At 42.1% G+C, this 14258-nt stretch carries 12 protein-coding genes; all 12 read right to left on the bottom strand.

Translation table 11 applies throughout. The annotated features are described in order from the left end of the window. Positions 1-122 precede the first annotated feature (122 nt). On the bottom strand, positions 123-1802 hold the full coding sequence (locus Q7J41_RS08995; RefSeq protein WP_304887298.1) for an ABC transporter ATP-binding protein: 1680 nt from the start codon (positions 1800-1802) through the stop codon (positions 123-125). Beyond that, positions 1792-3558: an ABC transporter ATP-binding protein/permease gene (locus Q7J41_RS08990; protein WP_304887295.1), complete on the bottom strand. Its 1767-nt coding sequence runs from the start codon at positions 3556-3558 to the stop codon at positions 1792-1794. Before Q7J41_RS08990 ends, Q7J41_RS08995 begins: the two co-directional genes overlap by 11 nt. Positions 3559-3610: 52 nt before the next feature. Next, positions 3611-4411 (bottom strand): ABC transporter ATP-binding protein, encoded by an 801-nt coding sequence (locus Q7J41_RS08985; RefSeq protein ID WP_304887293.1) that lies wholly within the window; start codon positions 4409-4411, stop codon positions 3611-3613. Next, positions 4408-5355 (bottom strand): ABC transporter ATP-binding protein, encoded by a 948-nt coding sequence (locus Q7J41_RS08980; protein WP_304887291.1) that lies wholly within the window; start codon positions 5353-5355, stop codon positions 4408-4410. Before Q7J41_RS08980 ends, Q7J41_RS08985 begins: the two co-directional genes overlap by 4 nt. A gap of 9 nt (positions 5356-5364) precedes the next feature. Continuing rightward, positions 5365-6138, bottom strand: a complete 774-nt coding sequence (locus Q7J41_RS08975) for an ABC transporter permease (RefSeq protein WP_304887289.1) — start codon at positions 6136-6138, stop codon at positions 5365-5367. Between the two features lie 55 nt (positions 6139-6193). Further along, complete coding sequence (locus Q7J41_RS08970; RefSeq protein WP_304887287.1) at positions 6194-7144, bottom strand: ABC transporter permease; 951 nt, start codon at positions 7142-7144, stop codon at positions 6194-6196. 104 nt (positions 7145-7248) lie between these two features. Continuing rightward, positions 7249-8796, bottom strand: coding sequence for an ABC transporter substrate-binding protein (locus Q7J41_RS08965; protein ID WP_304887285.1), 1548 nt, complete (start codon positions 8794-8796; stop codon positions 7249-7251). Positions 8797-9005: 209 nt separating this feature from the next. Continuing rightward, on the bottom strand, positions 9006-10313 hold the full coding sequence (locus Q7J41_RS08960; RefSeq protein WP_304887283.1) for a class I SAM-dependent methyltransferase: 1308 nt from the start codon (positions 10311-10313) through the stop codon (positions 9006-9008). A gap of 99 nt (positions 10314-10412) precedes the next feature. After that, on the bottom strand, positions 10413-11375 hold the full coding sequence (locus Q7J41_RS08955) for an ABC transporter ATP-binding protein (protein WP_304887281.1): 963 nt from the start codon (positions 11373-11375) through the stop codon (positions 10413-10415). Continuing rightward, positions 11359-12306, bottom strand: a complete 948-nt coding sequence (locus Q7J41_RS08950) for an ABC transporter ATP-binding protein (protein WP_304887280.1) — start codon at positions 12304-12306, stop codon at positions 11359-11361. The genes Q7J41_RS08955 and Q7J41_RS08950 overlap by 17 nt, the downstream gene beginning before the upstream one ends. Next, positions 12303-13118: an ABC transporter permease gene (locus tag Q7J41_RS08945; RefSeq protein ID WP_304887278.1), complete on the bottom strand. Its 816-nt coding sequence runs from the start codon at positions 13116-13118 to the stop codon at positions 12303-12305. The genes Q7J41_RS08950 and Q7J41_RS08945 overlap by 4 nt, the downstream gene beginning before the upstream one ends. Continuing rightward, positions 13111-14067 (bottom strand): ABC transporter permease, encoded by a 957-nt coding sequence (locus Q7J41_RS08940; RefSeq protein WP_304887276.1) that lies wholly within the window; start codon positions 14065-14067, stop codon positions 13111-13113. Before Q7J41_RS08940 ends, Q7J41_RS08945 begins: the two co-directional genes overlap by 8 nt. Between the last annotated feature and the right edge of the window lie 191 nt (positions 14068-14258).

Below are 14258 nucleotides of genomic sequence, written 5' to 3'. Positions count from 1 at the left end.
AAAATCAAACTTGTTTAAAGACAATACATATTTTGGGGGGGATCCCACATAGACATCATACCCCCGGTGATTTAACTCATTATTCAAATAGATGATGTGAGATTCGTCTATCCCTCTGTCAGTTAATTGGTATCCAGTCTATAAACCCGGTCACATCCGGCAACCGTCGAGGCTCGATGCGACACAGTAATAATGGTACGATCTTTAAATTCCGTATACAAGGTTTTTAGAATACTCTTTTCATTTAAGGTATCCAATGAACTCGTCGGTTCATCCAGTATCATGATTGGCGTATTTCTGAGACAGACCCTGGCGATGCCAATCCGTTGCCGTTCGCCACCAGAAAGACGTGAGCCCATTTCACCGGCATTACTTTGATATCCATCTGGTAAGTTCTCAATAAATTCATGAATGCATGCCCGTTTAGCAGCTTCCACCACCTCTTCATGGGTGGCATTGGGATTCCCAATTCTGATATTTTCTTCAATCGTGTCATTCATCAACCAGGTGTCCTGCGACAACATCGCAAAGTTATTGCGGCAATCTTTTAAGGTCAAGTCTTTGATATTTGTGCCACCAACAAGAATCTCTCCTTCGTTCGGATCCCAATAACGCAGTAGCAATCGCAAAGCCGTTGATTTACCGCTACCACTCTCGCCGACAAATGCAATCTTTTCGCCCTTTTGTGCCGTCATATTAAAATCGTCGATCACGACATTGGGGCGTGTTGGATAAGTGAAGCCAATATTATTGAAACAGATCTCTCCTGAGTTCACACCCATTTTTTTAGGATTAACCGGGTCGGCAACCTGGGGTTTCTCATCTTCCAGAGCAAAAACTCGTTCTGCGGCAGCAAAGGTCTGAAGCAGACTGCCTGACAGGCCACTGATGGCAATAACCGGAGTAAAGGATGATGCCAAAACAACCATCAGAACGGCGGCACCACCGATACCGACTTCGCCGATCATCATCCCATAGGAACAGATCGCCATTACAGCCACCCGTGCCAGCGTTCTTCCCAGATCCGGCAGAGCCATAACAAAATTACGGTGCCGGATCAGTTTATGGAGGACGCCGTTAATCTCATTGCCCTTTTTGTCAATGTTTGACAAGCGTTCTAATCCTTTTCCAAACACAATAATTTCTTTAATTCCTTTTAAGCTGTCAATCAGATAGGATTTTAAATCGCCCAGCAATGATCGGTAGGCTCTGCCGGTGTCACGACCAGACCGAGCCGAAAAGATCGGAATAACAATGCCAATAATCAGATAAAAAGGAAGCATGACCAATGCAATCATTGGCCAAATCACTGCACAAAGGATCAGTGACAAAATGGTGATCACAACTGCGATAGCAATCGGTGCAACGGTATGAGCAAAGAAAATTTCGATACACTCAATATCTGAGATGGCGGTCGAAACCACATCGCCATTTTTTTTATCCAGCATTTTGGCCGGAGACAATTTTCTCAAATTGTCATAAATTTTCACCCGCATGATTGCCAGTAACTTATACGCGACATGATGACCAAAATACTGTTCCAGATAGCGGCTGGGACCTCTTAATACGGCACAAATAAACAGTGCCACCAGCCATTGACCGATACTCAGCATCATATCAATGCCTGCATAGGTGCAGATAATTCCGACCCCGGCAACGAGGGTTCCCAGAATCGTCAGTTGCCCCAGAATTCCCCCGGTGATACAAAGACCCATATACCCTGAAACCGGTTTGATTTCTTTTGCCAACCGTTTCATAATTTTAAAGCCACTCATTTTATTTGTTTGCTTATCAACTGACACAGAGTTCACCTCCTCTAAACAAGCCCTCCAAGGACTCCTGCTCGGTGACCATCAAGTAATATAGCCCCTGTTTTTTCATTAATCCTTCATGGTTGCCCTTTTCCTTGATCTCGCCCTGCTCCATAACATAAATATAATCCGCTTTCTTTATCGTTGAAAGCCGATGCGAAATCACCACCAGGGTATTTTGTTTGGCCAATTTCCCGATGCAATTCCAGATATCATCTTCACTTTCGACATCCACATTAGAGGTTGCCTCATCAAAGATATAAAAATCGGCACTCATCAGAATCGCTCTGGCTATCCCCAGTTTTTGTTTCTGTCCACCGGAAAGTTTACAACCGCCTTCGCCGATATTGGTATCCAGGCCTTCTGGTTGTTCCTTGACAAAGCCTGAGAGATTAACCATATCAAGGGCTTTCATCATTTCTTCAACGGTCGCATCCCGTTTGGCCATTTTTAAGTTATCGACAATGGAACCCGTAAAAATATAGGTATTTTGGGGCACAATACAGACCTTCTGATGGATCTCCTGAGGGTCCCGAGTTCGGATATCCTGTCCTGCCAGGGAGATCTTGCCACTTTCGGCATCATAAAACCGCATCAGCAGATTGGCAATGGTGCTTTTTCCACAGCCGGACTGGCCGACAATGGCCGTTACCTTGCCTTTTTCGATCGCCATCGAAATATTCTTTAAAATTTTTCGTTCCGCATTGTATTGAAAACTGACGTCGATCAGATTAAATCCAGCTTCTTTTGCATTCTCAGTATTGTCAATCACCGGCAGATTTTCGCGGTCTGATTTTAGTTTCAGCAAACCGAAAACATTCTCCGCTGCCGCTACCCCGTTCATTGCCGAGTGACCGGTACTCATCAGATCCCGAACCGGAGCAAAAAAAGTGTCTGCCAGTAGCAGCAAGAATATCGCCCGACCAAAGCCAAAGCCGCCAACGACAAAATTCTGGGAAATAAAAATAATGGCAATGGCGCTACTGATATAAATAATCATCTCGGAAATAATCACCGAATTGAAATTCAGGCGGAGCACTTTCATGGTGATGTTTCTGAAATCCCAGCATTTTTTACTTAGATCTTCTCGCCGCTTTTCGTCTGAATCGTAGAGAACAAAGGTGTTTAACCCTTCCAGACTGTCATAATAGTAGGTATTCAAGTTAGCAAATTTCGACCAGTATTCGCCTTTAAGTAGTCTGACAACTTTTCTAAATAACTGGTTGATGGGAAGCACAATCAGCGATGCCACCAAAAGCACCCAGGCGGCCTCTGGTGCCGGACCGATTATTCTGGTAAAAAGAATAAAGGGGGCAATAAAGCAGTATATCAATGCCGGCAAATACTTGCTGAAATAAGTTTCCAGCGCTTCAATCCCATCAACACTGGCGGTTACCGCATTGGATGTTCCCATGCTTTCTGAGTAGCCAATACCAAGCTCCAGCATTTTTTTATAAATCTTATGCCTTAAATCAATCCGCAGATCTGCTGAACATTTATAGGCCAGTTCACCATCAATTAAATTGCCGATGAATCGAACCAGGGCAATGAGTGACATCACCAAAACTGCATTGATCAGTATTTGGGGTGTTAACTCTTCTGAATAGAGCAAGCCTTGTACTTTTCCGGTAATGCTAAAAATATACATCACCGTGAATAACAAGGCCAGCTTGACAAAGACCATTGAAAAAATCCATTTTTCCGACGGCTTGGCAAGCTCGATTAGTTTTCTGTTGATTAATAACACTCTGTTCACCTCTTTAATCGTTTTTGTGTTTTTATGTTTTTAAAAAAGAAATCTAGTTTGCAACCCGATCTAACTCGACATAGAAATCGGCATAATAATTATCCATCAATGCTTTCCCAAACTCGGTTTTCGGAGCATCAATGATGCTATTTACCTCGCCCTCTTCCAAAATCATTCCCTCATTCATTATCGCAATTCGGTCACTGACCGCTTTAACCACGCCAATATTGTGGGAAATAAAAAGACAGGCAAATTGATATTCTTTTTGAGCATCTTTGAGAATTTTTAAAATTTGCGCCTGCACAGAAACGTCAAGCATTGATGTCGGTTCATCTGCGACAATAAATTTAGGTTCGACCGATAAAACTCTGGCTAAAACTGCCCGTTGTACCTGCCCGCCGCTGAGTTCCCCCGGATAGCGCAGTAAATGCTCTTCCTGTAATCCGACAATATCGATTAACTCCTTGACCTTGCGTTTTTCATCAGCCGTATTTTTTTTGTGAATTTTATGAATCCGCATAATTTCGGCAATGCTGTCGTAGATTTTAATTCTGGGATTAAGTGCCGACTCAGGATTTTGAAACATAATCTGGATCTGTTGGCGCATTTTTCGCATTTCTGTTTCGCTGACTGCCGTAATATCATTGCCATCAAATTCGATTTGGCCAGTCGTTGGTTTCATTAATCGGGTGGCAATTTTTGCCAATGTCGTCTTGCCACAACCACTGGCCCCAATTAATCCCAGGGTTTCTCCTTTCTGAATGTTAAACGTCACATCTTTTACAATATCTGTCCGTTGATTGCCGAAAATATTCTTCCGATATGATTTGGATATGTTTTCTAATGCAATCATAAATTCCAGCACCTCACTTCGTGGGTTAATGTTGTTTTTTTCATTTCTGGATGAAACCGCTCGCATTTCTCTGACGCTTTTTCACAACGATCATGAAAACGGCAGCCTGGGGGAAGGTTAATCAAACTGGGACTTGCACCCTCGATCGGAATCAAGCCATTTTCTGGCTGGGCTAAAAACAAACCCATCAGATAGGGGTGCAACGGATTGTTGAAAATCTCGTCGCTGCTTCCTACCTCGATTAACTCGCCCGCATACATCACTGCGATCCGATCACAAACCTTGATAGCAAAATTCAAATCATGGGTAATCAGCATCATCGCCGTTCCGGTGTTTTCCTTAAACAGCATCAGGGTTTCAATAACCTGACTGCGAACAATAGCATCCAACCCTTTTGTTGGTTCATCGGCAATCAGCAAACTGGGATTGCCGCATAAGCCCATTGCCGCCAGGATCCGCTGTTTCATACCACCACTTAGTCGATGGGGATAGGAATCCAGCACTTTTTCCGGTTCTTTAAAATGCATCTTTTGAAGCAGTCGGAGCGCCTGTTTCTTTTTTTCCGTACCCTTTACTTTGTCATTATGGTCAATGGCTTCATAAATCTGCTTCTTGTTTTTAATCAGGGGATTCAAAGCTTCTGATGGGTTTTGGGGAATCACGGCGATTTTTCGCCCCCGTATTTGGCGCATTTGTTTTTGTTGATACCCCATCAATTCACTATTTTCAAACAGAATGCTTCCGTTTGCGATGGCATTATAAGGAAGAACTTTTAGTACTGATTCTCCCAAAACCGATTTGCCGCATCCGGTTTCTCCAATCAAACCGACAATTTCGCCTTTTTTAATTTCAATATCGACATCACATACGGCCGAAACATTTCCGTCCGGGGTCTGAAAGTAGGTATTCAAATTTGTTATTTTGAGAACTGCATCGTCTTGCATGGTTCACCTCTAAATTTCCATCATTTGTTTCTGGGGATCCATCTTATCTCTGATGGCATCCCCCAATGCATTGATTAATGCTACCACCATCGCCAGGACAATCCCCGGCCCCACTAACAGCCAGGGGGCCCGACTGATAAAGGTGGCTGAATCTTTTAACATCAAACCGATTTCTGCATTTGGTGGCTGCACACCAAAGCCCAGAAAGCTCAGACTGGCAATGGCCATAATGCCATGACCAATCATCAGGGTAGCCAGCGGTAAAACCGGCAATAAGACATTTGGGAAAATATGTTTTCCTAAAATATAAGCGCTGCTGCCCCCCGCAGCACGGGCACCTAGTACAAAATCGCGTTCTTTAAAGATCAGTGTTTCGCTTCTGACAATTCTGGCATAAGCAACCCAGCCCATCACCGACAATACAATAATCAAGGTAAGATCCCCGGTACCCAGCACTGCAATCAGCGCAATGGCTGCAATAGTCGTTGGAAAGGCCTGAAAAACATTCATGATATAATTGAAGAAACCATCCACCTTTCCCCCCAGATAACCCGATAAGAGTCCGATTGCCAGACCGATGGTTAACGCAATAGCTTCAATAATTAATGAATACATCAGTGAAGTCCGCATGCCATTAAAAACCCGGGAAAACAAATCCCGTCCAAATTCATCCGTTCCAAACCAATGCTGAAAACTGGGTTTCTGCAATTGCAGTTCGTAATTGATGGTATTGGAATCAGGGAAAATATAGGGCGAGAAAACAATAAGAATAAGCAGTATCAATAATAGGCCGCTCCATATCCAGATGAGATTTTTTTGCTGCTTTTTTGTTTTGACTTTATATTTCCGCATTGGCACAATCCCTCACTCTTGGATCAACAAACTGGTATACAATATCGATAAACAAATTGATGAACACAATGATCACCCCATACGCAAAAAGAAAACCCATTGAAACAGGATAGTCCTTGGCAACAATAGCCGATACCAGATAGGTCCCGATTCCTGGAAGGCCAAAAATATTTTCAATAATAAGACTGCCGCCAATCATACTAACCAGACTGACTCCTGTTAGGGTAATAATGGGCAAGGTAATATTCTTAAGAATGTGTTTGAAAAAAATCTGAATTTCACTTAACCCTTTAACCCTGGCCGTGTACACATAGCCACTGCCCTTTTCTTCCAGGATACAGGTTCGAACCAGTCTTACCATCCTACTGGAATTGCTTAACCCCAACACAAGCCCTGGTAGGATCAGATCTTTGGGACTATTGTATCCAAAAGCACTAAACCATCTCAATTGGGTTGAGAAAATATAGATGAAAAACAGCGCCAGCCAGAAACTGGGAATAGACATCTTAAGCGATTGGGTGAACCTTAGTAAATTATCGAGCCACGAATCTTTAAACTCTGCCGAAAGAAATCCTAAGGTAATACCGATCACGAGTGAAAACGCCAATCCCGTAAAAGACAACATCAGGGTGTAACCGATACGATAAAAAAACTCTTCCGTTACTGGATTCCCTGTTTTGAAGGATTCTCCAAAATCCCCAGTCAGTATCCCAGCACCCCAATTCTCAAATTGCGTTAAAAAAGGATCATTAATCCCAAGCATTTCTTCATAGTGCGCCAAAGCTGCCGGATCTGTGCCACCCTCCGGATTACGATACCGCATTAATATTTCTGCCGGGTTCCCCGGGGAAAAATACATGATGCTAAAGGCCAGAAAAGCAATCGTAATAACAGTTGGTAAAATCATCAGTACCCGGTTAATAATTATCTTTTTCATTTTATCTCCAATCTAAAATATTAACCTGTTCTATTTTTATTTCGATACATGACTTTAAGTCGGTGGAGTTCTACACTCCGCCGACTTAAATTATGATCTTTTCGCTATTTAATCACGACTTCACTTAAATCAACTTCTGCTGTATTCGGACAGAATTTCAAACCTTCAATATTTGATTGGGCAACAAATATTCGTTGCGAGAAATAGAGCGGAACCCCGGCTACAAAATCATTTTGGATGTCCCAAATTTTATTAAAGGCTTCTTCTCTTACTTTATCGTCGCCAGTTACACTAACCGTTTCAGTCAGCGTGTTCATTTCATCATTCACACCATAACCGATTCCATAATCATCGTATGTGTTTAAATTCCCTCGCCAGTATAGATACGATACCACAGTCCCTGTCCAAGGATGGGACGTCGATAGATCAAAATCACCAGCTTTTAACATTGTTTTTGTTGTAGTTGCATCAAATACTTGTAGATCAACAGCAATCCCGATTTTTTTAAGGGCATCCTGTAAAAATACGCCGACACTTCTGTTGACTTGAGTATCGCTCACGACCATTTTCAAAGACAACTTTTGGCCATCTTTTTCAACATAACCATCACCGTCGCCGTCTTTATAACCTGATGCTTCAAGAGCCGCTTTCGCTTTGGTAAGATCGTATTTCAGTCCTTCTTCTTGTTGTGAGAATTTATACGTTGGCAACACAAATCGCGATGTTGGTTCTGCTACGCCATAAAGAACCGTGCTACAGAGCATGTCACGATCAATTCCAAGCGCAATTGCCTTTCTGACATTCTGATCCATACAGACACCTTTCGCCCAGTTTAAACTATAAGTAGTGATGGTTCCGTAATCCTCGCAAATACTGACTTGCAGATCTTTATTTGCCTGTAAATCCGGGACATCGGCAAATGGCATAACGGTATAGTGCTCGGTTAATCCAATCACATCCACGTCGCCACTTTTAACTGCCATAACCCGGGAGTTTTCATCAGTGATGACTTTGTAGTCAATTTTTGTGATCCCCGGCATTTTGTCAGTTCTCCAATAGGTTTCATTTCTAATCAAAGTGGCGCTCATATCCGCCTGATAATCCTTTAAAACATAGGGACCTGTTCCTGTCCAATCCGTAATATTTCCTTTGGCATCAACTGCGTTGGGAAGCGTTACCCAGATTTTTGATAATTCATCAATAAAGTTCCCATAGCTTTCATTAAAACTGACCTTTAAATTTTTATCATCAATTACTTCAATGCTTTTAAGCTTTTTAATATAACCGCAATCTCTGTACACCGGCCAATATTCGATGTTGAATTTTGCTACTTGTGCATTGAACTTTTCCCCGTTCGAAAAGGTTACACCCTCTTTGAGTTTTAACGTATATTCAGTAAAATCTGCATTCTTTTCCCACTCAGTTACTAACCGTGGGCCACTTGACATATCTTCCAATGAATCTGTCAATGAGTCGAATATCAACGTTTTTGGCTCGCTGCCATTTTTAAAATCTTTGGCCGCCCCAACTACCAGTGTTTGTTCCGTAGCCGAAGCTTTATCCTTTGCCTTCGCTCCTGTGCACCCTGTAAATCCTGTTACCAAAACTGCCACAATAACCAGTAGGGCTAATGCCCTTACTCCCTTTTTCATAAAGTTTCCTCCAACAAATTATTTTTTATCTAAAGAAACCGCAAAAGCTGAGTCCTACTGCAGTAGGACAATCAACCTTCACGGTTTCAGTTTATTTTATATTATTCTGTGTAGCACTAAATATCGTTATATCTGTATGCGAAAACAGTAGTTAATTGTTTTGTTGATCATTATTTACGTTCCTTTCCCTATTTATTTGATGCCAGTTTTTATTTTTCGCCCTTAAACACATACCAGCAATTGCCCTCAGTTGCCTCTGCTCCATGCATTGGCGGCAGATTCATTAATGGAATCCCTTCAACGTGTGAAAACCCGGCCGATTTGATCACATCGATAAACGCGGAAACGGGTGCCCCTTTCAGCGGTAATGAATCCTCAATGTCCTGTTCATAATGACTGCTGTGAACCGGGCCATCCTTAATATGGACAAAGCAAAACAGCTTTCCGCCGGGAACCAACAATCGATGCCACTCGACAACTGCTTTTAATGGCTCTGTTAAGGTCCACATCAGTGATTTATTAGTGACGATATCAAAACTTTCATCGGTAAATGGAATCGTTTCAACACAACTTTTGATAAAATTGATTTTCAAATTTCTCGTATCAGCATCCTGTTTGGCATAATCCAACATGCCCACCGATAAATCCAGTCCGGTTGTCTGGTAACCAATTGTCGCTTCGATCAAGGATACAAATCCGGTTCCGGTGCCAACATCGATAACTTTTTTTGTGAGATCATCGCCTAAAAGCATTTTTATTTCAATTTTCCATTGCTCCAAATTTTCATTCTTGCCATGATTGTCATTATATCTACCCGCATTAACGTTCCAGCGATTTTCAATTCGTTCCAACAGTGCCGGTGTCGTTACGCCTTTTACGCCCTTTATGATATACCATGATTTATCATCACTCATATTGCGGATTTTATCAAGTTTAATAGCTTCAACGTTGGAGAACCCGGCTTCAATAAGCGTATCAATGAGTTTATTTCCATCGGCACCCTTTAAGGGCAGTTGGTCTTCAATATCCTGACTATAATGATTACACGAATCTCCCATTGAACCAATGGTAACAATGCATAATAGCTTCCCACCATTTTTCAATACCCGAAACCATTCTTTACATGCTTCAGCCGGATTTAACAAGGTCCACATCACGTGTCTGTTGACGATTACATCCATACTGGCATCGTCACAAGGTATATTTTCGACATTGCTTTTGATAAAATCAATCCTCAACCCTTTATTGTTAGCATGGTTTCTGGCCACTTCCAGCATCCCACTTGAGATATCAACAGCATGGCATTGATATCCCAACTCCGCTGCCATTAAGGTAATAAAGCCGGTTCCGGCTCCCACATCCATCAGCTTAATATTTTTGTCTGGGCCGATATTTTCTGCCAATGCTTCCATCCAGTATTCTTTATCTTCGGGGGTCGTATTCACCTGATGACGGTTATCATACTTCTGTGCATTAACGTCCCACCGCTCCTCAACCGCTTGTATCATATTATTCATTTCTTTCTCCTACTCTATCTAATTATTCAAATTTATTTTTCGAATATTACAACCATACATATCGGTGTATTTCATGTTATTAGCTTATACTATGAGTATTTACATATTGTGACAGGCCACAAAGCGGTTTTTATCACCAACTTTTTTCAGGATGGGCCGTTCTTCTTTACAGATTTGGGTGCAACAATCACATCTTGGATGAAATGCGCAGCCCGTTGCGCGATTCTTTGGATCTGGTGGTTCTCCGAATACCTTGGTTTTCCCCAGTTTTCGTTTATCGCCATCGATGGTTAAAACTGAACCAATTAACATTTTTGTATAGGGATGGACGGGATTATCAAAAACGTCTTGGGTATCACCGGTTTCCACAAAGCTGCCCAGATACATGACATTGACCTTTTCGGTCATCATACTGACGATTCTTAGATTATGCGAAACATAGACCAGACCCAGGCCATGATTGGATTTCATCTGATTTAACAACTGCAGAATTTGGGCCTGAACCGAACTGTCCAGAGATGCTGCTGGTTCATCCGCCACAATAAAATCCGGTTTTAGTGACAAGGCACGGGCTAATCCCAGCCGTTGTCTTTGGCCACCGGAAATTTCATGGGGGTATCGACCATAAAGCTCTTTCCCCAAATTAACATAGGACAGCAATTCGTCAATCCGCTGATTGGCATCGCTTTTTGAAATATCATTAATGACAAATGGTTCTTCGATCAGCTTTTTGACCGTAAACTTAGGATTCAAGGTGCTATCAGCATCCTGAAAAATCGGCTGCAATCGGGGTCGCAGTTTTTTTATCTCACTATAGGGTAGTTTTGAGATCTCGTTGCCATCATAATTCACACTTCCTTTTGTGGGCAAAGTCAATCCAACTAACATCTTCCCCAGCATCGATTTGCCACAACCGCTTTCACCGACAATCCCGACGCTTTCGCCACGGTTAATCGTCAATGAAACATCATCCACGGCGATAATTTCTTTTTTTTTGAATACTGTGGACTCTTTGTCCTTGAAAACTTTCGACAAATGCTTCGCTTCAATTAGGTATGACATTTAAACATCTCACCATTCTTTCATCCCTGACACTATTTTCAGGCTTATAGGTTTTACACATTTCGGTTGCTTTCTGACACCGTGGTTCAAAGGGACACCCGCTAAAGATCTCCATCAGATTTGGTACTGTACCTGGTATTGTGTAATGACAGGGATCCTTGACGACGTTCAGGAGCTCTTGCGCGTAAGGATGAAGCGGCTGCTTGAAAAAAGCATCCCTTTCTGCAATCTCCATCATGTTGCCGGCATACATTACCCCAATTCGATCGGCCATATCGTGGACAACGCCCATATCATGGGTGATCATCAAAATGGTCATATGATATTTTTCTTTAAGTTCCTGGAGTAATTCCAGTATCTGATATTGCACCGTCACATCGAGGGATGTTGTGGGCTCGTCGGCAATTAATAGCTGGGGATTGCAGGCCAGCGCAATCGCAATCATCACCCGTTGTTGCATCCCCCCACTAAGCTCATGAGGGTAAGCATTATAGCGGTTAGCCGGGAGTTTTACCTCTTCCAGTTTTTTAAGTGCCTGAAGCTTGGCTTCTTTTTTTGAGCACTTAAAATTCGCCCGATAGGTTTCGGCAATTTGCTCGCCAATTCGCATAACCGGATTGATACAGCTCATCGGCTGTTCAAAAATAGTGGCAATTTTTTGACCTCTAATTTTTGCGAATTCCTTATCATCCAGATCTGAAATCGTGAATCCCTCAAATTTTACCGAACCGTTAATTACAGCATTCTCCGGCAACAAGCGTGTCAATGATAATGCCACCACACTTTTTCCGCAGCCACTCTCACCAACAATACAGAAAGTCTCCCCTTTATTGAGGGTAAAGTTGATATTGTCCGAGACATTCACATCACCAATACTGGTGGTGAATTTAATATTTAATTGTTCAACTTCTAAGAGCTTTTCTTTTTTCATAACACCAACTCACTTTTTATTCGCGGATCCCAGTAATCCCTCAAACTGTCATCTAAAATATTGAAGCTGAATACCACATAGCTGATTAATAGCCCCGGAAAAACAAACAGATGCGGAGCCGTGGTCATGAAATTCTTCGACTCATTAATCATCGCACCCAGTTCCGGGGTTGGCGGTTGGACACCGAGTCCAATAAAGCTAAGCCCTACAATCATCATCATGGTATGGGCGATTCGTTGAAAGGCAAAGGTTGACAGCGGCTGAAAAACACTGGGCAGGACATGCTTAACAATTGTATAGCGGCGATTAGCCCCCAGTGCAACTGATGCATCAATAAATGGCAATTGCTTGGCGGTTAGTACGCACCCCCGAACCATTCTGGCATAGGATGCCCATGAAGTGAAGATTAAGGCCAGAGTAATATTAAAGGCCGATGCACCTAAGACTCCGGCAATAGCAATGGTGAATATCTTGGTCGGAAAGGCCATGAATACGTCAATAATCCGCATTAAGAATTCATCCACTGCCCCGCCTAAAAAGGCTGCCACACTACCAAAAATAAAGCCAATAGTCATTGAAGCCGCAACCACAACCAGCGATATCTTTACCGATGTGCCGGTTGCATAAATCAAGCGACTGAATAGATCTCGGCCTAATTGGTCGGTGCCCATGATGTGGGCTAAACTAATCCCCTGCAATCTGACGCTCATATCAACCTCAAAGGGATCATACGGCGCGATTAATGGTCCGGCAAAGACAATTGCTGCCAGCACAAAAATCAAAACTAGCCCTGTTTTTAAATTATTACCCATTGTTTTTTCCACTTTCATTATGAAAATCGATTCTTGGATCCAGTTGTTTACAGATAATATCAATAATCAAATTTGCTATAATAAAGAAAATCGCACTTAATAATACAAACCCCTGAATCACCGGGATATCCTGGCTGCTCGCTGCTTTTGCAAAAAAATTTCCAAGTCCCGGCCAGGCAAACATGGATTCAATGGCCACTGCGCCCCCAATAAAATGGGTTAAATGAATTCCCAGTACCGTGACAATTGGAATCATTGCGTTTCTGAGAGCATGTTTCATCATGATCTGCCCTTCACCTAACCCTTTTGACCTTGCTGTTCTGATGTAATTCAAATGCAGCACTTCCAGCACACTGGTTCGCACCAGCCTGATCAAGGAGAATGAACTGGATAGTCCCAGTGCCAGCATCGGTAAAATTAAGTTTTTGGGTGAAGTATAACCAAATGAGGGCAGAATATTAAGCATAATTGAAAAAATATAGACCAGCACCATCCCCAACCAAAAGTCAGGAAGGGATATACCAACCAGTGAATAAGCCCGGCTGAACCGGTCAAACAATGAATTAGCCTTAAATGCTGAATACACACCAATTGGCAAAGCAATTAGTAACGCTAATAGTTGACTGGAAAAATACAATTTTGCACTTGCTATAAAACTGTAGATGAAATCTTCCAGAACATCTGATCCATCCGTTAATGATTTCCCCAAATCACCGTGCATTGCTTTATTTAACCAGCTTGTATATTGAACCAGTATGGGTTTGTCAAAACCATACTCTTCATTAAAATCTTCTACTTGTTCTTGGGTCGGTTCCGATGTATAGCGCGCTTTTAGAATAATCTGTGCTGGTGAACTCGGCGACAGATATACTAACATATAGGCGATAAATGATGTTATGATCATCACCGGTATTAAGTAGATTAATCTCCTGAAAATGTACTTTATCAATCCTTCACCTCTTGCAGTTGAAATGCACTGCTTGCATATAATAAGCCATTAAGTAATTATTTTTTTGATTTTCTAACCACTAAACTCAATAACTATTAAAGTAAATAGAATTGATTACTGGGTCTTGACTTTTCACCTGATTCGCAGGCAACCTCAAATACCTTCGTGTATCTGAGGTTGCCTACAAAATT

Source organism: Acetobacterium sp. (assembly GCF_030652775.1).
GTDB lineage: Bacteria > Bacillota > Clostridia > Eubacteriales > Eubacteriaceae > Acetobacterium.
This window is presented reverse-complemented; position numbering and strand designations above follow the sequence as displayed.

What these genes read in the sequence shown, in the direction of transcription:
- Q7J41_RS08985 (WP_304887293.1), bottom strand. Translation starts at nt 4,411, where the DNA reads ATGATTGCATTAGAAAACATATCCAAATCATATCGGAAGAATATTTTC.
- Q7J41_RS08980 (WP_304887291.1), bottom strand. Translation starts at nt 5,355, where the DNA reads ATGCAAGACGATGCAGTTCTCAAAATAACAAATTTGAATACCTACTTT.
- Q7J41_RS08970 (WP_304887287.1), bottom strand. Translation starts at nt 7,144, where the DNA reads ATGAAAAAGATAATTATTAACCGGGTACTGATGATTTTACCAACTGTT.
- Q7J41_RS08965 (WP_304887285.1), bottom strand. Translation starts at nt 8,796, where the DNA reads ATGAAAAAGGGAGTAAGGGCATTAGCCCTACTGGTTATTGTGGCAGTT.
- Q7J41_RS08960 (WP_304887283.1), bottom strand. Translation starts at nt 10,313, where the DNA reads ATGAATAATATGATACAAGCGGTTGAGGAGCGGTGGGACGTTAATGCA.
- Q7J41_RS08955 (WP_304887281.1), bottom strand. Translation starts at nt 11,375, where the DNA reads ATGTCATACCTAATTGAAGCGAAGCATTTGTCGAAAGTTTTCAAGGAC.
- Q7J41_RS08950 (WP_304887280.1), bottom strand. Translation starts at nt 12,306, where the DNA reads ATGAAAAAAGAAAAGCTCTTAGAAGTTGAACAATTAAATATTAAATTC.
- Q7J41_RS08945 (WP_304887278.1), bottom strand. Translation starts at nt 13,118, where the DNA reads ATGGGTAATAATTTAAAAACAGGGCTAGTTTTGATTTTTGTGCTGGCA.